We start from the raw sequence: 26,316 nt of genomic DNA, 5'->3' as shown, positions 1-26,316 counted from the left end.
AGACATCCATGAAAAATCAGCTCACCGCTTTCGCCCTGGCTTTCAGCGCATTGGCGCTCGCCGCGTCCGCCCAGGCGCAAGGCCAGGACAAGGTCAAGATCGGCTTCATCACCGACATGTCCAGCCTGTACGCCGACCTCGAAGGCAAGAACGGCGCGCTGGCGATCCAGATGGCCATCGACGACTTCGGCGGCAAGGCGGCCGGCAAGCCGGTCGAGCTGCTCACCGTCGACCACCAGAACAAGCCCGACATCGCCGCCTCGAAGGCGCGCGAGTGGATCGACACGCAAGGCCTGAGCATGGTCTTTGGCGGCACCAACTCGGGCGTGGGCCTGGCGCTGGCCAAGGTCGCAGCCGAGAAGAAGCGCGTGTACTTCAACAACGGCGCGGCCTCCTCGGCGCTCACCAACGAACAGTGCTCGCCCTACACCGTGCACTACGCCTACGACACCGTCGCGCTCGCCAAGGGCACCGGCGCCGCGGTGGTCGACGGCGGCGGCAAGACCTGGTTCTTCCTGACGGCCGACTACGCCTTCGGCCACGCGCTCGAAGCCGACACCTCCACCGTCGTGAAGGCCAAGGGCGGCACGATCGTCGGCGCGGTGCGCCACCCGCTCAATGCGTCCGACTTCTCGTCGTTCCTGCTGCAGGCACAGAACTCCAAGGCGCAGATCCTGGGCCTGGCCAACGCGGGCGGCGACACCGTCAACAGCATCAAGGCCGCCAAGGAGTTCGGCATCGGCAAGTCGATGAAGCTGGCCGGCCTGCTGATCTTTTTGAGCGACGTGCACAGCCTGGGCCTGAAGAACACCGAAGGCCTGCAGTTCACCACCAGCTGGTACTGGGACCTGAACGACGAGACCCGCAAGTTCGCCAAGCGCTTCTTCGACAAGACCAAGCGCATGCCCACCGAGATCCAGGCCGCCGACTACTCGGCCACCATGACCTACCTCAAGGCCGTGGACGCCGCCAAGACCGACGATGCCGACAAGGTCATGGCCGAGCTCAAGAAGATGAAGCTCAACGACTTCTTCGGCACCGGCCAGATCCGCCCCGACGGCCGCTACGTGCACGACATGTACCTGATGCAGGTCAAGTCGCCGGCCGAATCGAAGACGCCGTGGGACTACTACAAGCTCGTGAAGAAGCTGCCCGGCGACACGGTGTTCACCACCAAGGCCGAGTCCAAGTGCACGCTCTGGAAGTGACACCACCGAACACCCCACAGGAACCACATTCATGAAGACCACCACATTCGCTCTCTCCGCCGTTTTCGCCGCCGCCGCGCTGGCCGCCGGTGCCGCCCAGGCGCAGGACAAGGTCAAGATCGGCTTCGTCACCGACATGTCGAGCCTGTACGCCGACGTCGAAGGCAAGAACGGCGCGCTGGCGATCCAGATGGCCATCGACGACTTCGGCGGCAAGGTCAACGGCATGCCCATCGAGCTGCTCACGGCCGACCACCAGAACAAGGCCGACATCGCCGCCTCCAAGGCGCGCGAGTGGATCGACACGCAGGGCCTGACCATGCTGTTCGGCGGTACCAGCTCCGGCACGGCCCTGGCCATGGCCAAGGTGGCGCAGGAGAAGAAGCGCGTCTTCGTCGTGAACGGCGCCGGCAGCTCGGCGCTCACCAACGAACAGTGCTCGCCCTACACCGTGCACTACGCCTACGACACCGTCGCGCTCGCCAAGGGCACCGGCGCGGCCGTGATCGGCCGTGGCGACAAGAGCTGGTACTTCCTGACCGCCGACTACGCCTTCGGCCAGGCCCTGGAAGCCGACGCGACCAAGGTCGTGAAGGAAAAGGGCGGCACCGTGCTGGGCTCGGTGAAGGCGCCGCTCAACACCTCCGACTTCTCGTCCTTCCTGCTGCAGGCGCAGAACTCCAAGGCGCAGGTGCTGGCGCTGGCCAATGCCGGCGGCGACACCATCAACAGCATCAAGGCCGCGAAAGAGTTCGGCATCACCAAGAGCATGAAGATGGTGGGCCTGCTGGTGTTCGTGACCGACGTGCACAGCCTGGGCCTGAAGAACACCGAAGGCCTGCTGCTGACCACCAGCTGGGACTGGAACCTGGACGACAAGACGCGCGCCTTCGGCAAGCGCTTCTTCGAGAAGACCAAGCGCATGCCCACCGACATCCAGGCCGCCGACTACTCGGCCACCATGACCTACCTGAAGGCCGTGCAGGCCGCCAAGACGGTCGATGCCGACAAGGTCATGGCCACGCTCAAGTCCACGCCCATCGACGATTTCTACGCCAAGGGCAGCATCCGCGCCGACGGCCGCTTCGTGCACGACATGTACCTGGTGCAGGTCAAGTCGCCGGCCGAATCCAAGCAGCCGTGGGACTACTACAAGGTGGTCCAGAAGCTCAAGGGCGAAGAAGTCTTCACGACCAAGGCCGAAAGCCGCTGCGCCCTCTGGAAGTGACCTCCCGCGGGCGCCCCTGCGGCGCCCGGGTTCGTTGAAACGCTTATGAACATTTCCCTTCCCGCCTTGTTGAGCCAGCTCCTTCTGGGGCTGGTCAACGGCTCGTTCTACGCCATCCTGAGCCTCGGGCTGGCGGTGATCTTCGGTTTGCTCAACGTCATCAACTTCGCGCACGGCGCGCTGTTCATGCTCGGGGCCGTCCTCACCTGGATGGCGATGGAGTACCTGGGCGTCAACTACTGGGTGATGCTGATCGCCGCGCCGGTCCTCATCGGCCTGTTCGGCGTGGTCATCGAACGATTGCTGCTGCGCTGGATCTACAAGCTCGACCACCTCTACGGCCTGCTGCTCACGCTGGGCCTCACGTTGCTGATCGAAGGCGTGTTCCGCTCGGTCTACGGCGTGTCGGGGCTTCCCTACGACGCGCCCGAGCTGCTGTCCAGCGCCACCGACCTGGGCTTCATGGTGCTGCCCAACTACCGCGCCTGGGTGGTCGTGGCGTCGCTGGTGATCTGCTTTGCGACCTGGTACGTGATCGAGAAGACGCGCCTGGGCGCCTACCTGCGCGCCGGCACCGAGAACCCGCGCCTGGTGGAAGCCTTCGGCGTCAACGTGCCGCTGATGATCACGCTGACCTACGCCTTCGGCTGCGCGCTCGCCGCCTTCGCCGGCGTGCTGGCCGCGCCGGTGATGCAGGTGTCGCCGCTGATGGGGCAGAACCTCATCATCGTGGTGTTCGCGGTGGTCGTGATCGGCGGCATGGGCTCCATCATGGGCGCCATCCTCACGGGCCTGGGCCTGGGCGTGATCGAGGGGCTCACCAAGGTTTTCTATCCCGAGGCTTCTTCGACGGTTGTGTTCGTGATCATGGTCATCGTGCTGCTCATCCGCCCCGCCGGCCTGTTCGGCAAAGAGAAATAAGGCGAGCGGCATGAACATGAAAAAAATCTCCACCGTCGTCTACGCGTTGCTGCTGGTCGCCCTGGTGCTCGCACCGTTCTTCGGCGCCTACCCGGTGTTCGTGATGAAGCTCATGTGCTTCGCGCTGTTCGCCGCGGCTTTCAACCTGCTGCTGGGCTACACCGGGCTGCTGTCCTTCGGCCACGCGGCCTTTTTAGGCGGCTCCGCGTATGTGGCGGGCCATGCGATCAAGGTGTGGGGCCTCACGCCCGAGCTGGGCCTGATCGCGGGCACGCTCACCGGCGCCTTGCTGGGCTGGCTGTTCGGCGTGCTGGCCATCCGCCGCCAGGGCATCTACTTCGCGATGATCACGCTGGCGCTCGCGCAGATGATGTTCTTTGTCGCGCTGCAGGCCAAGTTCACGGGCGGCGAAGACGGCCTGCAGGGCGTGCCGCGCGGCAAGCTCTTCGGCATCGTCGACCTGTCCAACGACCTCACCATGTACTACGTGGCGCTGGTGATCGTGGTCGCGGCCTTCCTGCTGATCGTGCGCACCATCCACTCGCCGTTCGGGCAGGTGCTCAAGGGCATCAAGGAAAACGAGCCGCGCGCGCTCTCGCTGGGCTACGACGTGAGCCGTTTCAAGCTGCTGGCCTTCGTGATCTCGGCCGCGCTGTCGGGTCTGGCCGGCTCGCTCAAGACGCTGGTGCTGGGCTTTGCCACGCTGTCCGACGTGCACTGGACCGCCTCGGGCCAGGTCATCCTGATGACGCTGGTGGGCGGCCTGGGCACGCTGTCGGGCCCCATCGTGGGCTCGGCGGTGGTGGTGCTGCTCGAGAACAAGATCGGCGAACTCGGCAACTTCCTGGCGCGCATCACGACCGTCGACTGGTTCAACACGCTGGGCGAGTCGGTCACCATGGTCACGGGCCTGATTTTCGTGATCTGCGTGCTGGCCTTCCGCAAGGGCATCATGGGCGAGATCATCGCCTTCATCGAGCGCCGCCGCGCGAAGTAGCGATGCCGGTGGCGTGACGGCGGGGTGGTTACCCTCCCTGCGGCGCCACCGCTTGTGCCCCCTGTGGCCGGGGCGCAGAATCCGGCTCCCACTTCGAGGAGCCGGCCATGGCCCTTCTTCCGTACTTTGTCCTCACACCCGAGCGGCGCGAAACGCCCTTGAATGTGCTCGGAACGCAGGTGACGGTGCTGGCGTCGAATGCCTCGACGCAGAGCTACGGCGTCACCTTCCAGCGCGGCGACGAAGGCACGGGCCCGCCACCGCACAGCCACGACTGGGACGAATCGTTCTACGTGCTCGGCGGCGAGGTCGAATTCCTCTGCGACGGCCAGGCGCATCGGTGCCAGCCTGGCACGCTGGTGCACGTGCCGCGCGGCACGGTGCACGGCTTTCACTACGGCAAGGGCGGCGGCCAGATGCTTGAGATCACGGGGCAGGACGCGATGGCCGCGCAGATGTTCACCGCCATCGACCGCGAGATTCCGGTCGGGCCGGCGCCCGACATTCCGAAGCTGCTGGCGGTGCTGGCGCGCAATGGGGTGACGGTCTCGGCGTGAGCCGCGGCCCTCATCGGCATTGACACGCGTTCGGGCCTTGCGTCGAGCCGGTCGTCGCGTGCGATGGGGGTTGCATCGTGCCGTCTTTCCAGCCGCGTGCGATGCAGGTTGCCCGGCAGATTTCGCGGCCTGCGAGGCCTGTCGAATTGCCGCTGCGGCCGGAGCCCAACAGCACGCCCGCGAGGGCGATCGCCGCGAACACGGCGACCGCGATGAAGGCCGTGCGCAGCTTCTGGCGGCGCGTGGGGTTCGTTGGCGGTGGGCTGCTCGGCATGGCGTGGGGCCGACTCTATCCAAAACCACCGGTTCCCGTGGCGACGCCGCATGCAGCGCTCGGCACAATCATCCGCACCCGGCCGCACAGGCCCACACCGACAAGAAGATGGAGGAGACCCCCATGCGCAGACGGCTGCTCGCACTTTTCGTGGCGCTCGCGCTGACAGGGTGCATGACCCCACCGCCGCTGCCGCCGAACGGCGGCCAGCTCGCGAAGGGCGCGAAGGTCGGCCTGCTGGTGCGCATCCCCACCGCCTCTGCGGAACACATGCACGTGGGCACGACCGTCTTCAACAACTTCTCGACCACGTACCCGTTCCCCTGGAACCCCACGGCCAGGGTCTACGAGGCCTTCACGTCGGAGCTCGAAAAGGCCGGCTTCCAGGTGGTTCGGCTCACGAGCTTTGCCACGACCTCCGTCAACGCGCTGGCCGTCTTCAAGCACGATCGCTGGATCGCGAATCCTGCGCAGGCGTGGGCGGCACGCAAGCTGAAGGACGACCAGATTGCCGCGGTGGTCCTCGTCGAGGCGACGCGAACGCAGGCGCGCCTGGAGTGCACCGGTGGGCCCTGCGGCGAGAGCGTCATGCAGAACTCGGGCCTCTTCACGCGCGGCATGCTGGGGTCGACGCGGTACTACGCGGTGCCCGCGATCGAAGCCAAGGTCTTCGTCATGGACCCGCCACTGAACCTCGCGGCCTACGAGCCGATGCTCGCCCAGCAGCGGCAACGGGTGCGGCAACTCAAGGATTTCCCGGAACCGCGCGACCTCAAGCGGTTGAGCGCTGCCGAGTTCGCGCCCGTTGCTTCGGCGATCGACGACCACGTCCGCGCGTTGTCGCGCAACACGGCGCAGGCGCTGAGCCAGGGCGTGAAGTAGCCCCTCGCGCCGTGCTTCGGCTCACAGCCGCAGCGGCGCCGCGTAGCCCGTCATCTCGAGGTAACCGCGCCCCACGCGCTGGCCCTGCTGCACATCGCGCAGCTCGCTCAAGCCTTCCCAGTACACGCCGCCCGTGGAGCCGCGGCTGTCCAGTTCCTGGTCGTCGAGCAGGGCCTGCACCTCGAAGCGGCCCGCGGGCGTGTCGATGCGCCAGTGCGTGGGGTAGCTCGCGCGCGTGCGCGGGCTGGTCCAGCTGCGCAGGGCGTCGAAGCGCACCTCGCCGGGCTGGAAGATGCGCGCCGCGCCGCCGCGCGGGCGGAACGAGCCGCCCGACCACAGCGCGCTGCCGTCGCGGCGGCGCAGGTGGAAGGCGGTGAGCGCGCTGCCGTCGTCGAGGTTCATGCCGATCCAGTCCCAGCCCACGGCCTCGGGGTGCATCAGCGCTTCGCTCCATTCGTGGTCGAGCCAGGCGGTGCCGGCGATCTCGAACGGGGCCTGGCCTTGCAGCGTGAGGCGGCCCTGCGCCTGCAGCTGCGGCTCGCTGTAGTAGTAGCTCGCCTGCTCGGGCTCGGGGCCTTTGCGCGACAGGCCTTCGCGGCCCTGCAGCAGCACGGGCTGCGACGGCGCGAAGCGCAGGTCGAGCGTGAATTCGCCCGCGGGGATGCGCGCGGTGTAGGCGCCGCTGCCGGCGTCGCGCACCAGCGACCAGTCGCGCAGCCGCACGTCGGTGTCGGCCTCGCTGGCCGAGGCCACGTCGAAGCCCGCGCGTGCGATGCGCTGGTCGTGCCGCAGCACGCGGCCTTCGAGGTCGGTGACGGCGGCGTGCGCGAACACCAGCTGCTTGGCGGCGAAGGCCGAGCGCATGGCCTGCGTGGCGTCGACGCGCGAGCGGAAGAAGGTCACCTGGAAGCCGAACGCGCGCCCCGCGGCGGTCTGGCCGTGGCCGGTGATGTACCACCACTCGGTGCGCAGCGCGGGGTGGCTGCCGAAGTCGCGTGGAAACTGCAGCGCCTTCGCGGGCAGGGCCCAGGCGGCATGCGGCGCGCCCGACGCAGCCAGCGCGGCCAGCAGCAACAGCTGCCGCCGCGCGATGAGGCCGCCGGGTGCGCGCGTGGACATCGTCAACCTGCCACCAGTGCGTCGATGCGTTGCTGCGCGGGCGCGATGTCGCCGAAGGCGTTGCGCACCCAGTCGGCGTCGTGGTAGCTCGGCAGGTAGCGTTCGCCCGCGTCGCACAGCAGCGACAGGATCGAGCCCTGCTGGCCGGCCGCGCGCATCTCGTGCGCCACGGCCAGCATGCCGACGAAGTTGGTGCCGGTCGACGGGCCGACCTTGCGCCCCAGCAGCGCCGACAGCGCATGCATCGCGGCCACCGAGTCGAGGTTGGGCACTTCGAGCATGCGGTCGACCAGCGTGCGCACGAAGCTGGGCTCCACGCGCGGACGGCCGATGCCTTCGATGCGCGAGCCGGGCGCCGTGAGCGTGGCGTCGCCGCTGCGGTGGTAGGCCGAGAACACCGAGCCCTCGGGGTCGGCCACGCACACCTGCGTGTCGTGGCAGCGAAAGCGCAGGTAGCGCCCGATGGTGGCGCTGGTGCCGCCGGTGCCGGCGCCCACCACGATCCACGCGGGCACCGGATGCCGCTCGCGCGCCATCTGCTGGAACATGCTCTCGGCGATGTTGTTGTTGCCGCGCCAGTCGGTCGCGCGCTCGGCGTAGGTGAACTGGTCCATGTAGTGGCCGCCGGTGCGCTCGGCCAGCGCGCGGGCCTCGTCGTACACCTGCGCGGCGTGGTCGACGAAGTGGCAGCTCGCGCCGTAGAAGGCGATTTGCGCCACCTTCTCGGGCGAGGTGCTGCGCGGCATCACGGCGATGAAGGGCAGGCCCAGCAGTCGCGCGAAGTAGGCCTCGCTCACGGCGGTGGAGCCGCTCGAGGCCTCGACGATGGTCGTGCCTTCGCGCACCCAGCCGTTGCACAGCGCGTACAGGAACAGCGAGCGCGCGAGCCGGTGCTTGAGGCTGCCGGTGGGGTGCGTCGATTCGTCCTTCAGGTACAGGTCGATGCCGTGCGCGGCCAGCGCGGGCAGCGGCAGCGGAATGAGGTGCGTGTCGGCGCTGCGCTGGTAGTCGGCTTCGATGCGGCGGATCGCGCCGGCGAGCCAGCTGTCGCAGGAGGAGGTTGAAGGGGTGGTGGGCTGCATAGCGCGCCAGTCTACAAGTCATGCCTTGTCACCCGTCGGGTGACAGAAATCGGGATACTGCCCGCTGCCAATCCACAACAAGACCGGAGACGAACTGCATGAAGAGAATGAACCATCGGCTTTCCCTGGGCGCCGTGTCGCTGGCGATCCTCGCCCTCGCCGGGTGTGCGTCCAATGCCCCGGGCGTGAACACGCCCACGCGCCCCTCGTCATCCTTCGCGGTGCCCGGCCTCGAGAAGCCGGCCGAAGTGCTGGTCGACCGCTGGGGCGTGCCGCACCTGTACGCGGGCACGCTCTACGACGCCTTCGTGGCGCAGGGTTTCATCGCCGCGCGCGACCGGCTCTGGCAGATGGACCTGTGGCGCAAGCGCGGCCTGGGCGAGATGGCGAAGGACTTCGGCCCCGCCTGGGTCGAGAGCGACCGCGCCGCGCGCGCCGTGCTCTACCGCGGCGACATGTACCGCGAATGGCTGGCCTACGGCTCCGACGCCAAGCGCGTGGCCGAGGCCTTCACGGCCGGCGTCAACGCCTACGTGGCGCAGGTGCGCGCGCAGCCCGCGCTGCTGCCGACCGAGTTCGCGCTGCTGGGCTACCAGCCGGCCATGTGGTCGCCCGAGGACGTGGTGCGCATCCGGCACCACGGGCTCACGCTCAACTTCACGTCGGAGGTCGACCGCGCACGCGCGTTCTGCGCAGGCGCGCCGGGCGTCAAGGCCGACTGGCTGCGCCGCGAACTCGATCCGCCGGTCACGCCCAAGGTGCCCGAGGGCTTCGATCCCTGCAGCCTTCCGGCGGCGGAACTGCGCGCGGCCTACCTGCGGGCGACCGATGCGCCGCGCTTCACCAAGGAGAACACGCGCGTGGGCATGAACGCGGGCGCGTCTTCCGCGCCGGTCGCGCTGCTGCCCGGCAGCGCCGAGGCGATCGCCGCGAAGGCCGAGCAGGACGAGGCGGAGCAACGCGCATCGCAAGGTGACCCCACGGCCGCCTACGGCAGCAACAACTGGGTCATCGCGCCGAAGCTCACCTCCACGGGCCGGCCGATTCTGGCGAACGACCCGCACCGCGCGCACGGCGCGCCGAGCCTGCGCTACATGACGCACCTGAGCGCGCCCGGCATGGACGCCATCGGCGCGGGCGAGCCCTTCCTGCCGGGCCTGTCGATCGGCCACAACGGCACCATCGCCTTCGGCCTCACGCGCTTCTACATGGACCAGGAAGACCTGTACGTGTACGAGCTCAACCCGGCCAACCCCGAGGAATACCGCTACCAGGGCCGCTGGGAGCCGATGACGCGCGTCACCGAGCGCATCGCGGTCAAGGGCGAGGCCGCGCCGCGCGAGGTGGTCAACACCTTCACGCGCCACGGCCCGGTGCTGGTCGCGGAGCCCGGCAAGCGCCGCGCCTTCGCCTTGCGCGCCGCCTGGCTGGAGCCCGGCATGGCGCCGTACTTCGGTTCGATGGACTACATGCGCGCGCGCAACTGGGACCAGTTCCGCGCCGCCATGAACCGCTGGGGCGCACCGGGCGAGAACCAGGTGTATGCCGACAGCAGCGGCAACGTCGGCTGGATTCCGGGCGGGCTCACGCCGATCCGCCCGAACTGGGACGGCCTCTTGCCCGTGCCGGGCGACGGCCGCTATGAATGGTCGGGCTTCCGCAACGGCGACGAGCTGCCCTCGGAGTTCAACCCCGCGCGCGGCTACGTGGTCACGGCCAACGAGAACAACATCCCGCCCGACCATCCCGCCGCGAAGAAGGGCGTGGGCTACGAGTGGAGCGATGCGGCCCGCGCGCGCCGGCTCAAGGAACTGTTCGCGGCCAAGGTGGCGGCGGGTTCGCGCTTCACCATCGAAGACTCGGAGCGCATGCAGAACGACATCGTCGCGACGCCGGCGCAGCGGCTGCTGAAGCTGCTGGCCGGCCAGCGCAGCGACGACGCCCAGACCGCGGCGGCGCTGCGCCTGCTGCAGGGCTGGGACGGCGCCATGGACCGCGACAGCGCGGCCGCCGCGCTGTACGAGGTGTGGAGCAGCAAGTTCCTGCGCCAGGCCGTGCTCAAGGCGGGGGCGGGCGATGCCGCCGCCGCGCTGGCCGCACCCGGCGACAACACGCGCATGGTGCTGCTGCTGGAGAACCCGTCCGGCTGGGTCAGCAACGCGCAGCGCGACGCCTTGCTGCTGACCACCTTGCCCGCCGCGATGCAGGAGCTGTCCGCCAAGCTCGGGCCCGACCTGGCGGCGTGGAAGTGGGGCGCCTTGCACCGCGCGGAGTTCCGGCATCCGCTGGGCGGCGTGGTCGATGCGGCCACGCGCAAGAAGCTCGAGGTGGGCGACTGGCCGATGTCCGGCTCGTCGTTCACGCCGATGGCGGCCACCTACCGCGCGAACGACTACAAGCTGACCTCGGGCGCCTCGTTTCGCATGGTGCTCGACGTGGGCAACTGGGACGCCTCGCGCGTCATCAACACGCCGGGCCAGTCGGGCAACCCCGACAGCCCGAACTACCGCGACCTCGCGCCGCTGTGGCTCGAAGGCAAGTACGTGCCGCTGGTCTACAGCCGTGGGGCGGTCGAGAAGGAAACGGTGGAACGAATCCAGCTGACGCCGGGGCGCTAGCAGGACCGGTCACGCAAGAGGGCGCTGCCCGCGCCCCGCCGCGGCGCGCCCGGCCCTGCCGGTCGTCACGCGGTCGTCATTCGCCGATGTGATGCTTGCAGGAGTTGAAATACTGCCCACAAGCTTGCTGACACGATCCACTTCTTCCTTGTTGACTTCAGCGCATGGTGGTCGTGGGCGAGTGGTTGGACGGGGCTTGGGCCGGGGCAGGGACGACAGGCTCGTGCGAGCCTTTGTCTCCGGCCTGACGTGCACGGCCGTGTGCGTCTGCATCGCCTGGGGATCGACAGCGAAGGCCGTGGCCGCAGGCACCGACGTGCAGTCGGCAGATGCCGCCACCCGCGCGTCGTCCGAAGCGCAGATGCTGGATTTCGATCTGCCGGCGCAGCCCTTGGCGGCTGCCTTGGCGCAATACGCCGCGGTGTCAGGGCGATCGGTGATGTTCATCGACGAGTGGGTGGCGGGGCGAACCTCCGCCGCGGTGCGCGGGCGCCATACGCCGCATGCCGCCTTGCGGGCCTTGCTGGCCGGCACGGGTTTCACCGCGGACGACGTGGACACGCAGCTTTCCGGGGCTTTCATCCTGAAGCGCGTCGCAGCAGCGCCCGGGCTGGCATCGACCGCCGGTTCGCCACGCGGGTACGACGCCCTGGTCCAGGCCCGCGTCTGGGACGCGTTGTGCGCCGATCTGCGTACGGCCCCCGGCCACTACCGCGCGATCCTGCAACTGCAGGTGACCGCGTCGGGCCGCATCAGCCAGGCCCGCCTGGTGTCGTCTTCGGGAGACCCTGCGCGGGACGCCGCCATGCTTGCGGCATTGGCCCCTCTGAAGATGGACCATCCTCCGCCGGTGGACCTGGCGCTGCCGCTCACGCTGGCCATCCTCCCGCACGACGTGTTGCCCGGGCCCCGCTGTGCCACGGTGCACTGACGCATGACGGAGAACGTCATCCCGCTGCTGCGCAGCTTCCTGGTGCAACGCTACGAGCAGCTCAGGCAACGCCTGGCCGTGCGGCTGGGCAATCGCGAACTGGCGGAAGACGCCCTGCACGAAACCTGGCTGAAGCTGGAGCGCAGCCAGCCCATGGCGGGCCCCATTGCCACACCCCAGGCGTACCTGCTGCGCATGGCGGTCAACCTGGCCATCGACGTCCGGCGCGCGCAGAGCCAGGTCTTGCTGTCGGACGACATCGACATGCTGATGAATGAGCTGCCGGACCCGGCGCCCGGTCCCGCCGAGGTCGCCGAAGCTCGTTCGCAGCTGGAGGCGCTGGACGGCCTGCTGTCGCGCCTGCCGCCGCGCCGCCGCGAAATCCTGCTGCTGGTTCGCCTGGAGGGCTGGTCCCAGCGGGACGTGGCCACGCGGCTTGGCATTCCTGTGCGGACCGTCGAGTACGAACTGAAGGCCGCACAGGACCTTCTGTTCTCGCGGCTGGAACCTCGCCCTGGCAGGTCTTCATGACGGCACGAAGAAATAGTTTGCGGATTGCGGTGTCGGCAACCGTCTATCAAGTACGGGGCCCCTGAAACCGACATGACGACGCACCCTTCACCACCGACGCTTCCCGAGACGCTGCGCGAAGACGCGCGCGCGTGGGTGCGCAAGCTGCATTCGGGCGCCGCCACGCAGTGGGAGGCGCAGGCGTTCCGCCGCTGGCGCGACGCGAGTCCCTTGCATCAGGCGGCGTTCGTCGAGGCCCGGCAGCAGTGGCGCGTGCTTCAACCCGCGCTGAACAGGCTGGTGCGCACCGACGCCGAAGCGGCCAGCCTTCACCGCGAGACCCTGCGCAAGCCCGCGGCGAGCCGCCGGGCCTTCCTGGGGGTGGCCGGCGCAGCCGCCGCGGCCGGTGTCGCGGGGGTGGCGGTCTATTCGCCCCTGGGGTTGTGGCCCACGGCCAACGAGTGGAATGCGGACTGGCGCACAGCCGCCGGCGAGCAGCGTGCCATCGCGTGGTCCGACCAGATCGACGTGACCATGAACACCCGCACCAGCATCCGCCGGGTGGCCTCGGACGACCAGGCCGAGGGGTTGGAATTGCTGAACGGCGAAGCGGCGATCGAGATGCTGCCCGGTGCGCGCACCTTCAGCGTCGTGGCCGGCGCCGGCCGCAGCATTGGCGAATCGGCGCGCTTCGAGATCAGCCGCCTGGAAGGGCGGGTGTGCGTGACCTGCCTGGCGGGGCGCGTGCGCATCGAGCACCCGGCCGGCGACCGACTGCTGCTGGCGCGCCAGCAAGCGGTCTACCGCGACCACTCGATCAGCGGCATCGCCGCCGCAGACCCCGAGGTGGCTTCTGCCTGGCGGCGCGGTGAGCTCGTGTTCAAGCAGGCGCCCTTGTCGGTGGTGCTGGACGAGATCAATCGCTACCGCCCCGGGCGTGTGGTGCTGATGGTGGATGCGCTGCGGGGGAAAACGGTCACCGCGACCTTCAAGCTCGACCGCCTCGACCTGGCCTTGCTCCAGATGCAGCGCTCCTTCGGTTTGAACGCCCGGTCGCTCCCCGCCGGCGTGCTGGTTCTGAGCTAGAGGTGGACCTCGGGGTTGGGTGGTGACCCTGTCTCGATGTCGCGGCTCCCCATGGGGGTCGTGCGCAGCCACTGTGAAGTTTTCGTGACTTTGCCGAGGTGCAGCGCGTCCCCGCCGTTGATCTGCAAGGACTTTCCGGACCAAGGCCGCAGTAGCACGCGCGCGCCCACAACGAGGCCAAAAATATTCTTCTGGAATTCGACGTTCCCGTCTCGTCAAGAAACTGACGGCTCCTGTCGCGTTGGCTTTCGATCGCCACCGCAGGGGCTTCTTGAACGGGGCTGGCCTGCGCGACGCGCGAAGCCCCTTCGGCACAGGCTTTACTTCGGCGGGAACGAGACATGACCATCAGTGGGTGCAACGAAAAGAATCGACCGGCGCGCGCGGCGCAGCAGGTTTTCAGGATGGCGCCCCTCGCGCGGGCCATCGCGGTGGCGCTGGCCGCCGGTGGGGTCCTCGGCAGCGCGCACGCCCAGCGGGCGTTCAGTCCGGCGTGGTTCGCCGACAAGGGCGCGGCGCAGGCGGGCGCGATCGCCACGGGCAAGCTGCCGAACGGCGCGCCGGCGTCCAGCCTGATCCACCCGACGCAGCCGTCGTCGGTGGCGAGCCAGCAGCTGCAGACGTCCATCACCAACCTGAACCTGGCCGCGCGCGCGATCGCCGCGCAGCAGGCGCAGCAGACACAGAAGCGGGCCGAGGCGCTGGCCAGCGGTGAATCCGCGCCGGACGGTCTTACCGAAGGCGGCCTGAAGGTCGACACGAATTCGCTGACCGCCGGCTGGCTCAACGCCAGGGACCCCGTGCAGGCCGCAGCCAACGGCAGGACCACGGTCACCATCGAGCAGACCGCCGACAAGGCCATCCTGAACTGGGAGACCTTCAACGTCGGCAAGCACACGACGGTGAAGTTCGACCAGCGTGCAGGCACCCACGCCAAGACCGGCGCCAACGAGTGGATCGCGCTCAACCGCATCAACGACCCCAGCGGCCGACCTAGCCAGATCGCCGGCCGCATCGAGGCCGAGGGCAGCGTCTACCTCATCAATCGCAACGGCATCCTGTTCACCGGCAGCAGCCAGGTCAACGTGCGCAACCTGGTCGCCTCCAGCCTGAAGCTCAGCGACGAACAGTTCAAGGCCGGCCTCAACACGCGCCTGGGCGCGAAATCGGGTGACCCCGGTTACTGGAGCGGCCTCGAAGTGGGCGTCGGCATTCCCACCTTCGGCGAGAACTCCAAGCAGATGCCAGCCGATTCGAACGTGCAGTTCGCCGACATGGGCCCGGCCTTCGATCCGGGCAAGCCGCCGGGCGACGTGAAGGTGCTGGCCGGTGCGCAGATCACGGGGCAGGGCGGCCACGTGCTGATGTTCGCGCCCAAGGTCAGCAACGCGGGCAGCATCCGCACGCCGAGTGGCCAGACGCTGCTGGGCGCCGGCGAGAACGTGTGGCTGGAGGCCAAGGAAATCAGCCCCACCGTGCGCGGCTTCGATGCCGTCACTTCGTCGGTGCGGCCCTGGCTCTTTCCGGCCAAGTTCCTGATCAACCCGCAGACGGCGCCCGCCTTCCAGCCCTACCTCATCGGGCGCATCGTGTCCGACATCCTGCCGCTGATGGAGCAGCGCGCGGCCCAGGTCGGCTACAGCGTGCACAACACCGGCATCATCCAGGCCGATCACGGCGACATCACCATGGTGTCGCGCGAGATCCACCAGGGCGGCATCCTGCAAGCCAGCACCGCGCTGAACAACCGCACGGGCTCCATCCGCCTGCGCGCCTGGGGCCAGGGCGTGCACAACATCGACATCAACCTGGCGGCCGACGTCCCGCGCCTGACGGCCTGGTCGGGCGGCACGCTGACCCTGGGGCCGGACAGCATCACCCAGGTCGTCAACGACTGGCAGGACACCACGCGGATCGAAAGCGGCTCGCTGGCCAACCGCTACCAGCCCGGGCGCATCGAGCTCTACGGCAAGACGATCGACGTGCAGACCCGTGCCCAGGTCACCGCCGCCGCGGGCCACATCGACATCCAGGCCCAGGCCAACCCGGCGGCCCTGCAGCGCAACACCCAGGTGGGCGACGGCAGCCGAATCCTCATCGGTGAACAGGCCACCGTCAGCACCGCGGGGCTGATGCAGATGCCGGTGGACATGGCCAGCAACTTCGTCGAGGCCGAACTGCGCATCAACGAACTGCGCGATTCCCACCTGCAGGCGAACACCTGGCTGTACGGCCGGAAGGTCATCGTGGATCGACGCAGGTCGGGTGCCTTCAAGGGGCTGATGGCGGGCGTCGAATGGGTCACTGACGAGTCCGGCAAGGCGCTCAAGGGCGTCTGGGTCGGCACCCCGCTGGCGGACGTGACGGGCTGGGTGGGCAACGGCCTGGTCGGCCTGTCCGAGCTGGCGGCGCGAGGCGGCGACATCACCATCCAGTCCAATGGCTCGGTGATCACGCGGCCCGGTTCCATCCTGGATGTGTCGGGCGGCTCGGTGCGCTACAGCGACGGCTGGAACACGGAAACCCTGCTGCGCGGCGCGGACGGGCGCACCTACACCATGTCGTCCGCGCCGGCGGACATGACCTACACGGGCATCGCGGGCCAGTACCTGCAGGCGCATGCGCGCTGGGGCGTCACGCAGACCTATGTCAATCCGATGCTGTCGGGGCGGCGCTGGGAGCCGGGCTACGAGGAAGGCCGCAATGCCGGTTCGATCGACATCCGTGCCGGCAGCGCCTTCATCCTGGAGGGTGAGTTCAGGGGCTCGGTGCAGCCCGGCGACCGGGTGCAGGAAGTGGCCGAGCTGCCTCGGGCCGGCCGCCTGACGGTAGGTTCCAACCGGGCGCAAGAGGGCATGTGGACCCTGGGCCAGGTCGTCATCAGCGACAAGCCCGCGTTGCTGCCGGCGGGTTTCAGCATCGACAGCCCGCTGGGCAAGGACGCCTTCCTGACCGAGCTGGAAGGGCAATCTCCCGGCGCCGGCGCGGGCGTGGGCCGCACCACCTGGCTGTCCGCCGCGGGGCTGAGCCATTCAGGCCTGGGGGCCATCGAGCTGAACCTCAACACCGGCTTCGTGCTGGAAGACAGCGCGGTGGTGACTCTGCAGCCGGGGGCGCGCTTCACGGCCGCGGTCTACGACGGCCAGGGCATCCCCGGCAACTTCGACATCCAGGGCAAGCTCATCGCCCCGGGCGGCTCCATTGCGCTGAGCGCCGGCGGCAAGGCGGACAGCGTGCTGCGCCTGGGTGCGAACAGCCTGCTGAGCGTCGCGGGCCAGTGGGTCAACGACACCGGCAGCGGCGTCACGCTGGGCCGCGCCATCCACGGCGGTTCGATCGCACTGGGGACCCCGATGAAAGAGGGCCTGGGCACGGTGTACGGCAACGTGGAGGTGGCCGCCGGCGCAGCGCTGGACGTGTCCGGCGGCGGCTGGCTGTCCGGTGCCACGGCGGGCGGCAAGGCCGGCAAGGTGAAGGCGGGCAACGGCGGGGCCATCAGCCTCACGGCGTTCGACAACACGGCGCTCGAGACGCTGGACCTGCGCGGCTGGGCGGGGGGCGATGCGTCCCGGCTCACCCTCACGGCGATCGGCGACGTGCAGGTGGGCGGCGCCGCGCCCGCGGCCGACGCCACGGGCGGGAAGGCATCGGGTGCAGCCAAACCGCTGCACCTGCCGCAGACCCTGTACGCCGAGCGCGGCTTCGGCACGATCGGCATCCGTTCGCTCGGCGGGGACGTCGTGGTCGCGGAAGGCGCACAGGTGCACATCCAGCCCACGAGCTGGGACATGCCCGCCGCGGCATCGACGCTGCGCACGTTGCCCAGCGGCAGCGCATTGGGCGATGTGCTGGCCCCCAAGGCGTTGGACGAACTGAGCGAACAGCGCCGCGCCGCGCGCGCGCCCGGCGGCCTGTCGCTGGCGACCGGCGCGACCGGCGGCGGCATCCGCATCGACGCGAACGCCAGCATCCAGACCGAAACCGGCGGCGCGATCTCGCTGGACGCGGACGGGTCCGGACAGGCTTCCGTGCGGGTGGCGGGCCGCCTCCATGCGCCGGCCGGGACGCTGAACATCCGCGCCAAGAACACCCTGACGCTGGCCGACGGGGCCGAGTTGCTGCTGCCCGGCGTGGCGCAAATCTTCCACGACCCGGCCATGCGCCTGCCCCAGGGCAAGGTGCTGCCGGGCGGCACGGTCACACTGAGCGCCGGCACGCTGGACGCGCAGGCGGGTGCGCTGATCGACGTGTCGGGCGCGCGGGGCACTGTGGCGTATTGGGACCGCGGCACGGGCGCGCTCGGCGCCTTGCGGCGCGTGGAACAGGAACTGGGCAGCGACGGCGGCGCGGTCGTGATGGAGGCCGCCGCCGGCGGTGCCATGAATGCCAGGCTGCGCGCGCACGGCGGCAATGCGCAGGCGGCGGGCGGGTCCTTGTCCATCACGGACACGAGCGCGGCCGGGAGTTCGTCCGGGGACCTGGTGGCGCCGGACATCGGCTCCTTCCTCTACTACAAGAGCCCCACCGGCACGTACACGTTCAACGGAGAAAAGTACGCGCGGATCATCGGCACCAGCGGCAACCTCGACGTGCGCGACGAGTACGCCGGCGACGTCAAGATGAACAGCGCGATGCGCACCGCGATCAACACCACGCTGCCGACGTCGGTGTCCAGCAGCAAGGGGCTCGTCCTCGACGCGGGTGCGGCGCTGGCCGCGGGACCGGGCGCCGACAGGGCGCCGTGGGAGCACGACGCGAGCATCGACAAGCGGGTGGTCGAACTGCTCAACAAGTACTTCTGGAGCGGCACCGGAACGGCGCTGAGCCACAAGATCCAGATCGGCAACATCGCCACCTCGGACGGCACCCTGCACGTGTCGGCGAAGGCGCTGCAGGACACGGGCTTCTCGGCGGTCGACCTGCGTTCCACGCAGGTGGGCGTGCAGCTGGCCGGTGGCGTCGACCTGAGCGTCGCCGGTCGCCTGGGCATCACCGCCCCGGTCATCCAGAGCGACGGGCTGGGCGGCGTGGTGCGCTTGCATGCCCACCATCTGCAACTGAATCCACTGACAGGTGCGGTGGGCGCGGTCGGCGCCACGCCCCGCAATGCGGGCGAACTGTTCCTGTCGGCCACCCAGGCCATCGACATCGCAGGCAGGGGGGCGAAGGGCGAGTCCGCCTCGCCCGTCGACGTCAAGCTGCGCGGCTTCGAACGCACGGTGCTGCAAACCGGCGACCTGCGCTTCGTGGCGGGGGCCTACAGCGAAGGCGGCACCGACTACGACGACCCCCAGCTGCGGGCCACGCTGGACGTGGGGGGCGCGCTGGAGATCAAGGCCGCGCAGGTCTATCCGGCCACGGCCGTCACGGCGCGAATCAACTCGGACCACTCCATCACCGTGCGCGGCAACGGGAGCGCTGCGGCGCCTCTGTCGGCCGGCGGCGGCCTGACGCTGAACGCGCCCGTCATCGAACAAGACGGCGTGCTGCGCGCGCCCTTCGGGCAGATCGCGCTGAATGCGAGCGAGCGCCTGACGCTGGGCACGAACAGCCTGACCTCGGTGTCCGGTGCGGGCCTGGACGTGCTCTACGGCAGCTTGCGCAACGCCGAGTACTGGCTGGACCCGGCCAACCCGCAGGGCCGCAACCGCGCCAATGCCGGCGATGCCAGTTCCCTGGACGAAAACCGCTACCTGTCGTCGCTGCCGGAAAAGCGCGTGCTCCTGCAAGCGCCCGATGTGGCCATGGCCGCGGGCGCGGTGGTGGACATCGCGGGCGGCGGCGACCTGCATGCGTGGGAACACGTGCCCGGCTCGGGCGGCTCGCACGACGTGCTGACGCTGCCCGGCATGTACGCCGTGCTGCCGGGCTACCAGGGCCTGTCGCCCGTGGCGGGCGGTGCGGCGGGCCAGAAGGTCTGGCTGGCCGGTGGCGGCCTGGGCGCCGGCTGGTACACGCTCCTGCCGGCACGCTATGCGCTGCTGCCCGGCGCCTTCGCGGTGCAGAGCACGGGCCAGGCCTTGCCGGCGTGGGCTGCGTCCCGTGGCGAGGTGGTGAGCCTGCGCGACGGCTCGACGATCGTGGCCGGTCGGGAACAGAACACGATCAGCGGCGCGCGCGATGCCACGGCCTCGGGCTGGCGCGTGCTGCCCGCCAGCCTGGTGCGCAAGGTCAGTGAATACAACGAAGCGCGGGGCAACGCCTTCTTCTCGTCGGATGCGTTCAAGCTGACGCAATATCGCCTCACGGGGCAGGACGTCGTGACCCCGCGCCTGGCGCGCGATGGCGGCGCCGTGGTGTTCAAGGCCGACCGCGCGCTGACGCTGGACGGCGAGCTGCGCGCGCAACCCGATGCGGGCGGGCGCGGCAGCCTGGTGGACATCGCCGCTGCCAAGATCGCCATCGTCGGCGCGGGGCAGGACAGCAGCGACCTGCGCGCCGACGGCTACCTGGTCGTGGATGCCGGCAGCCTGACGCGCTTCGGCGCGGGCAGCCTGCTGGTGGGCGGCACGCGCACGGGCAACGTGCGGGGCCTGCAGGTGGACGTGGCTGCCAGCGACGTGGTGCTGCGCAACACGGCAGGCACCGCGTTGAGCGGCCCGGAGGTGATCCTGGCCGCGGCGAATGCGGTGTCGATCGAGTCGGGCAGCGTGCTGCGCGCGGACGGCCGGGCGTCGGGCGACGAGGCGAACCTGGTGCTCAAGCCGCAGGTGGCGGCCGTGTGGAGCGACAACAACACGCCGAACGACACCAGCGACGACCACATCGTCACGCCTTCCAAAGACTGGGGTGCGCTGGTGCGCGTGAGCAGCGGCCAGGCCGTGCGAGCGCTGCGCGAGAACGTGGACACCACGGTCGGCGGCCAGGTGCGCATCGGTGCCGGTGCGCTGCTGCAGGGCGGCGAGGCGTTGCTGCTCGACGCCACCAACAACACCGAGATGGCCGCTGGCGCGCAGCTGTCGGGCAAGGCCTTGTCGGTGACCGCGAGCCGCATCGGCATCGGCGGCGGCAGCGGCGGCCTGGTGCTGGACACCGACGCCCTGGCGCAGCTGTCGCGCGCGCAGTCATTGACGCTGCACAGCTACGGCAGCCTGGACTTCTATCGCTCGCTCGACATGCGCGGCCTGGCGCAGGTGGTGTTCGACGCCGCAGCCCTGCGGGGTCATGGCGCCGATGCCGTGCAGGTGCAGGCCTCCCACCTGACGCTGCAGAACACGGGCGCGTCGCTCGGCAGCGCGGGCACAGGCAGTGGTCGCCTGGAACTGTCGGCCGGCGAGCTGGTGCTGGGCGCGGGCAACAAGACGATGTCCGGCTTCGACCAGGTGCTGCTGTCGGCCAGCCGGCGCATCGCCGGCGAAGGCACCGGGAGCCTGGACGCCGGTGCGGCGGCGCTGACGCTGCGCACGCCGGTGCTGCAAGGGGTGTCCGGCGCCGACCAGGCCCTGCGAGCGCAGGGCCAACTGGTGTTGCAGCAGGACGCGCAGCTGGATGCGCAAGAGATGGCGTCACTGGGCCGCGCCAGCCTGGGCGCGCGCCTGAGCCTGTCGGGCCAGGGCGTGACCGTGGCGCTGCCGGTGCTCGCGCTGGGCGGCAGCATTGCGGTCGATGCCGGCACGGGCAACCTCACGGTTGCAGAGTCGGGCCGCCTGCACGCGGGGGGCCTGGAAAAAGTCTTCTTCGACGCGGCCCAGTACGTGGACGCGGGCCAGATCAGCCTGGCGACGCGGGGCGGCCTGATCGACCTGGCCCCGGGCAGCCTGCTGGACCTGTCCGCCCATCCGCGCGGTGGCGACGCCGGCCGCCTGACGGTGGATGCATCGGCCGGCGGACGGGTCCACTTCGGTGGCACTGTGCAAGCGCAGGCCGGTGCCGGCGGCAACGGTGGCAACTTTGCGCTGGCCATCGATCGGCTGGACGATTTCGGCGCGCTGGCGCGAACGCTCAACGATGCGGGCTTCAGCCGCTCGCGGCAGTTCCGCGTCCGCCAGGGCGACCTCACGATCGCGGGCACCACGCGCGTGGCCGACTTCGAAGTCATCACCGACCGCGGCGTGATCTCTGTCGACGGCACGGCGCGCGTCGAGGCCAACGCGGCCTACGGCGGCAGCATCCGCCTGGTCGGTGGGGCAGGGCTGACGATGCAGCCTGGCGCGGTGCTGGCGGCCCATGCCACCGACGCCATCGATGGCCTGGGCAGCAGCCGCATCGACCTGGAAGCGGTCGACGGCCAACTGCACCTGGCCGGCGGCACGCTGGACCTGAGCGGCGGCGAAGGCGGCAAGCTGCGATTGCGGGCGCAGCGCACCGCAGGCAACGACGGCCTGAACGTCACGGCGCTGAACGCCGCCGTGCAGGGCGCGCGCTCCGCGGTGCTCGAAGGCGTGCGCCGCCATGCGAGCACGGATGGCACAGTGGAATCCGTGGCCCCGCAGGCGATCGCCGAGGCCAATGCCTTTGCAGGCCACACCGGCATCCTGGCGAGGCTGGGTGGCAACGCCGCCGCCTACACCTTGGCGGCGGGCATCGAGATCACCAGCCCGGGCGACCTGACGCTGGGCCGCGACTGGAACCTGTTCGACAGCTTCGGTGCGGCGCACCGCGAAGGCACGCTCACGCTGCGCGCCGGCGGCAACCTGAACATCGACGGCCATCTGAGCGACGGCTTCGACGTGGCGGGCCGCGACAACGGCGCGGGCCGGGCGGCGCGGCTGCAGCAGGCCGCGTCGTGGAACCTGCGCCTGGTGGCGGGCGCGGACCTGGGGTCGGTCGATGCACTGGCCACGCGGCCATCGGGCGCGCTTGCAGCCGACACCGGCACGATCCGCGTGGGCACGGCCGGCACCGAGTCGGGCGCCGGCAAGCTGGTGCGCACCGGCAGCGGCGACCTGACGGTACGCGCCGGGCGCGACCTCGTGCTGGCGCACAAGGAGTCCGCGCTGTACACCGCAGGCCGGGCCGAGGCCGATCCCACCTTGGGCGGCGGCTTCGACACCGCCAGCGTCGATGCCCAGTACGGCACCGCAGGTGGCCACGTGGATGTCGCGGTCCAGGGCAGCGTGCGTGCGCCCACCGCGCAGGGCGCGCGTTCGGACCAGATCCTGACCGAATGGCTGTTCCGCCAGGGCCGCTATGGCGGAGATCTCAGCAGTCCCACCGGCTACTACGACGCGTACAACATGGGCGAGAGCTGGGCGCCGGTCATGTCCGCCCGGGGCCAGCAACCGAGCTGGTGGGTGAACCACGCCAGCTTCCAGCAGGGCCTGGGCGCGCTGGGCGGCGGCAACGTGAAGCTGTCGGCGGGCGGCGACCTGGTGAACCTGGTGGTGGCCTTGCCCAGCACCATGCGCGTGACGGGCGGGCGTTCCGCTGGCGATGCCGCGGCCTCCACGGTGACCCGCAACGGCGGGCAGCTGCAGGTGGCGGCGGGCGGCACCCTGAAGGCCGGCCAGTACTACGTGGGCCGCGGCGCCGGCGAGATCGAAGCCGGCGCAAGCGCCTCCGGCTATGCCCTGACCGGCATCTCGAGCAGCTGGCCCAACACCGCCTATTCCTACGACATCGCGCCCGTGCTGGCGCTGTCGGACGCCACGCTCAAGCTGCAGACGCTGGGCGACCTGGTCCTGCAGACCGTGATCGACCCGATGCAGATACGCCGTGCCTACGTCGACCAGGCCGACCGGGACACCAGCGGCGCGTCCAGCCATGCGATGTTCATGAGCAGTCAGACAGAGCGCAGCGCCGTCAGCCTGGTGTCCACCGGCGGCAACGTGCGCCTGGTCAACCAGTCGGAATTCGTGGCAGGAAACGACACGGAGAACACCACCAGGCTGGTGAGCGGCATGACGGACACCAAGCTCCAGACGGACATGGTGGGCCTGTACCCGGCCAAGGTCAGCGTGTCGGCCCTGAGCGGCAACATCGACGTCGCGGGCCTGCTGGCGATGGCGCCGGCGAACAGCAGCGACCTGTCTTTGCTGGCCGCGAAAGACCTGCGCTTCCTGCGCGGCAGCAGCCTGCAGAACACGGGTGCCATCGTCATGACCCAGACCACGCTGGACAAGTGGCCGTCGATATTCCGGCCGTGGATGGGTTTCACGATCACGCTGGGCGGGGCATCGGCGTTCGGCGCGCCGCTGAAGTCGGTCTATGGCGGCTTCTCGGTGACGAACACGTTCCTGACCAACAGCCTCAATGGCATGGAGCTGTTCGACAACCCCGATGTGCTGCCGATGCAGGTGCATGACTTCACGCCCAGCCGCTTGTACGCGGCGACCGGTTCCATCAGCGACCTGAATCTGATCGCGTCGGAATCGGTGCACGTGCAGGCCGGCACCGACATCCGCAACTTCGAGCTCAGCGCGCGCAACCTGCGCCCCACCGACACCACCATGCTGGCGGCGGGCAACGACATCCTGGCTGTCGCCAACAGGCTCCTGTCGCACCGATATGCGCGATACAGCGGCGACGCGGCGGCCTACTACTACGACAGGGGCAGCCGCACCGCGCTGCAAGGGCCGGGATCCCTGCTGCTGCTGGCCGGGCGCGACATCCAGGGCAACAACCTGTCGCTGTACACCAATGCCAATCGCTATTGGGACTACGTGTCGGCAACGCCGCTCGGCGAAGAATCGAACGTCATCAAGGCCCTGCCGGCCGAGGGCGCCGGCATCACCCTGATGGCCGGCATGAACAAGGCCGCCAGCTACGACGCCTTCGAGCGGGCCTACCTGAACCCGGCCAACGTGGCCGCCATGCCGGACTATCTGAAGACCACCCTGGCCGACGGCACCGTGGCGCCGCTGTACCTGAGCGACGGGGTGGAAAACCGCGGCGACCTGGCCAAGTTGGCGCGCCGGGGCCTGGTGTCCTTCGTGGAAGGCATGCTCGGTGCCGACAAGGTCGCCAGCCTCACCGGCACTGCGGACGGCAAGCTGAGCCCGCAGCAGGCGTGGGAGCAATACCGGCAACTGCCGCCCTTGGTGCGCGAGCAGTTCCTGCGCCAGGTCTTTGTCTATGAACTGCGCGAAGGAGGGCGCGACCAGAACGGGGGCGATGGGCAGAACGGTCCGATCAACGGCGGCTACCGCCGCGGCTCCGCGGCCATCGACACGCTGTTCCGCGGTGCGACGGCCGAAGGCCAGCCCGTTCGCTACGCCGCGGACCTGCCGGACAACTGGCGCAGCAGCTGGTCCGGCGTGGGCAGCATCGCCGCGACCCGGATGGCGGCGCGCACCCACCAGGGGGGGGACATCAACGTCTTCACCCCCGGCGGCGGCCTGCAGGTGGCGGGGCTGGGCGCCGTGGTGCCGGACGGATACGGCCTGGTGACGCTGGCCTCGCCGGGGCAGGTCAATGTGTTCACCGACCGGGACATCATCGTGAACCGCTCGCGCATCCTGTCCTTCGTCTCGCAGGCCGAGCCGCTGGGCAGCGACCAGGTGTTGTGGTCCAGCCAGGGCGACATCGACGCCGGCCGCGGCGCCAAGACGGTGCGCATCCCGCAGGCGCCGGAAGTCACGTCGGACGTGGACGGCAACATCACCGTGGAGGAAAAGCGCGACATGAGCGGCGCCGGCATCGGCACCGTGGGCGAAGGCGACGTGGACCTGGTCGCGCCCCGGGGCACCATCGATGCGGGCGATGCCGGCATCCGGGTCGCGAGCAACCTCAACATTGCAGCGCTGCAGGTGCGCAACGCCGACAACATCCAGGTCAAGGGCGAAACGACGGGGCTGCCGGTGGTGGCCGCGGTGAACATCGGGGCACTGACCACCGCCAGCGCGGCAGCGTCGGCGGCGGCCATGGCGGCGCAGGAGTCCATGCGCCAGGAGCGGGCCGCGGCACGGCAGAACCTGCCCTCGGTCTTCACGGTGCGGGTGCTGGGCTTCGGCAACGAAAGCCTGCCGTCGGGCGGTGCGGGTGCATCGTCGCCGCCACGCCCCGGCGCGCAAGCGGGCGCTTCGCCTCGGTACGACCCTGCCAACCCCGTGCAGGTCTTTGGGCACGGCAATCAGTTCGACGCATCGGTGATGTCGTTGCTGACCGACGCCGAGAAGAGCAGGTTGCGCCATGCCGGCAAGTAAGACGATGTCCGCGGCTGAGTTCGATCTCGGTTCTTGTTTTCAAGGGCCATACGCGGGTCACGGCGAGCCCACCGGCGTGGCGCTGCGGGCGTTCCTGACGGCGAACTACACGTACCTGCATCGCCGCTTGGCCCGCGATCTCGGCTGTTCCGACCAGGCCAGCGAGTGCCTGCACGAGGCCTGGCTGCGCCTGGGCGACATGACGGCATCGGAGCCCGTGCGCAGTCCCGGGGCCTATGTCTATCGAACGGCGCGCAACCTGGCCATGGATCGCCTGCGCAGCGACCGGTCCTGGCAGTACGTGGGCGAATGGGATACGGCCCTCGATCTCCTGGCCGATCACGCGCCCGGCCCCGATGCCATCGCCGAGGCGCGTTCGGCCGTGGAGGCCGTGGAGCAGGCGATGCAGCGGCTTTCGCACCGGCATCGTTCGGTGCTCGTGGCACTGCAGATCGAGGAGATGACCCGCCAGGACGTGGCGGACCGGCATTGCATCTCTTTGCGCCGGGTGGACACGGCACTTCGCCAGGCCCTGGACTATTGCGCGCATGCGTCCGGTCACACCGTGCGGGCGGAAGGCGCTTCGCCGCGGCGGGGTCTTTCCCGGCGATGGCAGGAGAAAGTCGTCGCCCCGATGCGCGCCGGCGCGCCACGCGCGGAGAAATGAAATCCCGCCTGCGGGCGGCGCCGGACCGGTAGCAACTTGCTGCTGCCGATCTCGCCGGCGTTCGGGTGGGCGTGGTTGCGGGACGCACGATCTGTCCGATCGAGCACCCGATACCCAACGCGTATCGCCCGACATGAAGACGGTATTTCACGG

Annotated in this window: 15 protein-coding genes; 12 read left to right on the top strand and 3 right to left on the bottom strand. The window is 69.6% G+C overall.

Features of this window, described 5'->3' with window-relative positions; genetic code table 11:
* Positions 1 to 8: 8 nt before the first annotated feature.
* The 5 genes from AC1RAD_RS17750 to AC1RAD_RS17730 all read left to right on the top strand — a co-directional run bounded on the left by AC1RAD_RS17750 (position 9) and on the right by AC1RAD_RS17730 (position 4,911).
* Positions 9 to 1,208 (top strand): ABC transporter substrate-binding protein, encoded by a 1,200-nt coding sequence (locus AC1RAD_RS17750; RefSeq protein ID WP_095949065.1) that lies wholly within the window; start codon positions 9 to 11, stop codon positions 1,206 to 1,208.
* A 31-nt stretch (positions 1,209 to 1,239) separates the two neighbouring features.
* Positions 1,240 to 2,436 carry an ABC transporter substrate-binding protein gene (locus AC1RAD_RS17745; protein WP_062474071.1) on the top strand — a complete coding sequence of 399 codons (1,197 nt, stop codon included), beginning with the start codon at positions 1,240 to 1,242 and terminating at the stop codon, positions 2,434 to 2,436.
* A gap of 45 nt (positions 2,437 to 2,481) precedes the next feature.
* Positions 2,482 to 3,357, top strand: a complete 876-nt coding sequence (locus AC1RAD_RS17740) for a branched-chain amino acid ABC transporter permease (protein ID WP_062474069.1) — start codon at positions 2,482 to 2,484, stop codon at positions 3,355 to 3,357.
* Positions 3,358 to 3,367: 10 nt separating this feature from the next.
* Positions 3,368 to 4,354, top strand: coding sequence for a branched-chain amino acid ABC transporter permease (locus AC1RAD_RS17735; RefSeq protein WP_174254353.1), 987 nt, complete (start codon positions 3,368 to 3,370; stop codon positions 4,352 to 4,354).
* Positions 4,355 to 4,461: 107 nt separating this feature from the next.
* The gene (locus tag AC1RAD_RS17730; RefSeq protein WP_062474067.1) at positions 4,462 to 4,911 is read left to right on the top strand and encodes a cupin domain-containing protein; all 450 of its coding nucleotides are present in this window, start codon (positions 4,462 to 4,464) and stop codon (positions 4,909 to 4,911) included.
* Between the two features lie 10 nt (positions 4,912 to 4,921).
* On the opposite strand, the gene AC1RAD_RS17725 is transcribed toward AC1RAD_RS17730, so the two are convergent.
* Positions 4,922 to 5,185 (bottom strand): hypothetical protein, encoded by a 264-nt coding sequence (locus AC1RAD_RS17725; RefSeq protein WP_492736321.1) that lies wholly within the window; start codon positions 5,183 to 5,185, stop codon positions 4,922 to 4,924.
* A 123-nt stretch (positions 5,186 to 5,308) separates the two neighbouring features.
* On the opposite strand from AC1RAD_RS17725, the gene AC1RAD_RS17720 reads away from it, so the two are divergent.
* Positions 5,309 to 6,067: a hypothetical protein gene (locus tag AC1RAD_RS17720; RefSeq protein WP_492736319.1), complete on the top strand. Its 759-nt coding sequence runs from the start codon at positions 5,309 to 5,311 to the stop codon at positions 6,065 to 6,067.
* Between the two features lie 21 nt (positions 6,068 to 6,088).
* Here AC1RAD_RS17720 and AC1RAD_RS17715 read toward each other — a convergent pair whose 3' ends face one another.
* Positions 6,089 to 7,186, bottom strand: coding sequence for a lipocalin-like domain-containing protein (locus tag AC1RAD_RS17715; protein ID WP_492736317.1), 1,098 nt, complete (start codon positions 7,184 to 7,186; stop codon positions 6,089 to 6,091).
* Between the two features lie 2 nt (positions 7,187 to 7,188).
* Positions 7,189 to 8,268 (bottom strand): PLP-dependent cysteine synthase family protein, encoded by a 1,080-nt coding sequence (locus tag AC1RAD_RS17710; RefSeq protein WP_070063094.1) that lies wholly within the window; start codon positions 8,266 to 8,268, stop codon positions 7,189 to 7,191.
* 98 nt (positions 8,269 to 8,366) lie between these two features.
* On the opposite strand from AC1RAD_RS17710, the gene AC1RAD_RS17705 reads away from it, so the two are divergent.
* From AC1RAD_RS17705 to AC1RAD_RS17680, 6 genes are all read left to right on the top strand, one after another.
* On the top strand, positions 8,367 to 10,886 hold the full coding sequence (locus AC1RAD_RS17705) for a penicillin acylase family protein (RefSeq protein ID WP_492736315.1): 2,520 nt from the start codon (positions 8,367 to 8,369) through the stop codon (positions 10,884 to 10,886).
* A 298-nt stretch (positions 10,887 to 11,184) separates the two neighbouring features.
* Complete coding sequence (locus tag AC1RAD_RS17700) at positions 11,185 to 11,817, top strand: STN domain-containing protein (RefSeq protein WP_492736313.1); 633 nt, start codon at positions 11,185 to 11,187, stop codon at positions 11,815 to 11,817.
* Positions 11,818 to 11,820: 3 nt separating this feature from the next.
* Positions 11,821 to 12,348, top strand: coding sequence for an RNA polymerase sigma factor (locus AC1RAD_RS17695; RefSeq protein ID WP_062474055.1), 528 nt, complete (start codon positions 11,821 to 11,823; stop codon positions 12,346 to 12,348).
* A 72-nt stretch (positions 12,349 to 12,420) separates the two neighbouring features.
* On the top strand, positions 12,421 to 13,413 hold the full coding sequence (locus AC1RAD_RS17690; RefSeq protein ID WP_492736311.1) for a FecR family protein: 993 nt from the start codon (positions 12,421 to 12,423) through the stop codon (positions 13,411 to 13,413).
* 404 nt (positions 13,414 to 13,817) lie between these two features.
* Complete coding sequence (locus tag AC1RAD_RS17685; protein WP_492736309.1) at positions 13,818 to 25,496, top strand: filamentous hemagglutinin family protein; 11,679 nt, start codon at positions 13,818 to 13,820, stop codon at positions 25,494 to 25,496.
* Positions 25,483 to 26,163 carry an RNA polymerase sigma factor gene (locus AC1RAD_RS17680; protein WP_492736307.1) on the top strand — a complete coding sequence of 227 codons (681 nt, stop codon included), beginning with the start codon at positions 25,483 to 25,485 and terminating at the stop codon, positions 26,161 to 26,163. Before AC1RAD_RS17685 ends, AC1RAD_RS17680 begins: the two co-directional genes overlap by 14 nt.
* The last annotated feature ends 153 nt before the right edge of the window (positions 26,164 to 26,316 follow it).

It is taken from the genome of Variovorax sp. GW823-FHT04B03 (assembly GCF_058796495.1).
The sequence above is the reverse complement of the archived record's forward strand: the minus strand, read 5'-3'. Positions and strand labels throughout refer to the sequence as shown.

Coding starts and splice junctions, on each gene's coding strand:
- AC1RAD_RS17730 (WP_062474067.1), top strand. CDS start 4,462: ATGGCCCTTCTTCCGTACTTTGTCCTCACACCCGAGCGGCGCGAAACG.
- AC1RAD_RS17740 (WP_062474069.1), top strand. CDS start 2,482: ATGAACATTTCCCTTCCCGCCTTGTTGAGCCAGCTCCTTCTGGGGCTG.
- AC1RAD_RS17715 (WP_492736317.1), bottom strand. CDS start 7,186: ATGTCCACGCGCGCACCCGGCGGCCTCATCGCGCGGCGGCAGCTGTTG.
- AC1RAD_RS17735 (WP_174254353.1), top strand. CDS start 3,368: ATGAACATGAAAAAAATCTCCACCGTCGTCTACGCGTTGCTGCTGGTC.
- AC1RAD_RS17725 (WP_492736321.1), bottom strand. CDS start 5,185: ATGCCGAGCAGCCCACCGCCAACGAACCCCACGCGCCGCCAGAAGCTG.
- AC1RAD_RS17705 (WP_492736315.1), top strand. CDS start 8,367: ATGAAGAGAATGAACCATCGGCTTTCCCTGGGCGCCGTGTCGCTGGCG.
- AC1RAD_RS17680 (WP_492736307.1), top strand. CDS start 25,483: ATGCCGGCAAGTAAGACGATGTCCGCGGCTGAGTTCGATCTCGGTTCT.
- AC1RAD_RS17750 (WP_095949065.1), top strand. CDS start 9: ATGAAAAATCAGCTCACCGCTTTCGCCCTGGCTTTCAGCGCATTGGCG.
- AC1RAD_RS17720 (WP_492736319.1), top strand. CDS start 5,309: ATGCGCAGACGGCTGCTCGCACTTTTCGTGGCGCTCGCGCTGACAGGG.
- AC1RAD_RS17685 (WP_492736309.1), top strand. CDS start 13,818: ATGGCGCCCCTCGCGCGGGCCATCGCGGTGGCGCTGGCCGCCGGTGGG.
- AC1RAD_RS17710 (WP_070063094.1), bottom strand. CDS start 8,268: ATGCAGCCCACCACCCCTTCAACCTCCTCCTGCGACAGCTGGCTCGCC.
- AC1RAD_RS17695 (WP_062474055.1), top strand. CDS start 11,821: ATGACGGAGAACGTCATCCCGCTGCTGCGCAGCTTCCTGGTGCAACGC.
- AC1RAD_RS17690 (WP_492736311.1), top strand. CDS start 12,421: ATGACGACGCACCCTTCACCACCGACGCTTCCCGAGACGCTGCGCGAA.
- AC1RAD_RS17745 (WP_062474071.1), top strand. CDS start 1,240: ATGAAGACCACCACATTCGCTCTCTCCGCCGTTTTCGCCGCCGCCGCG.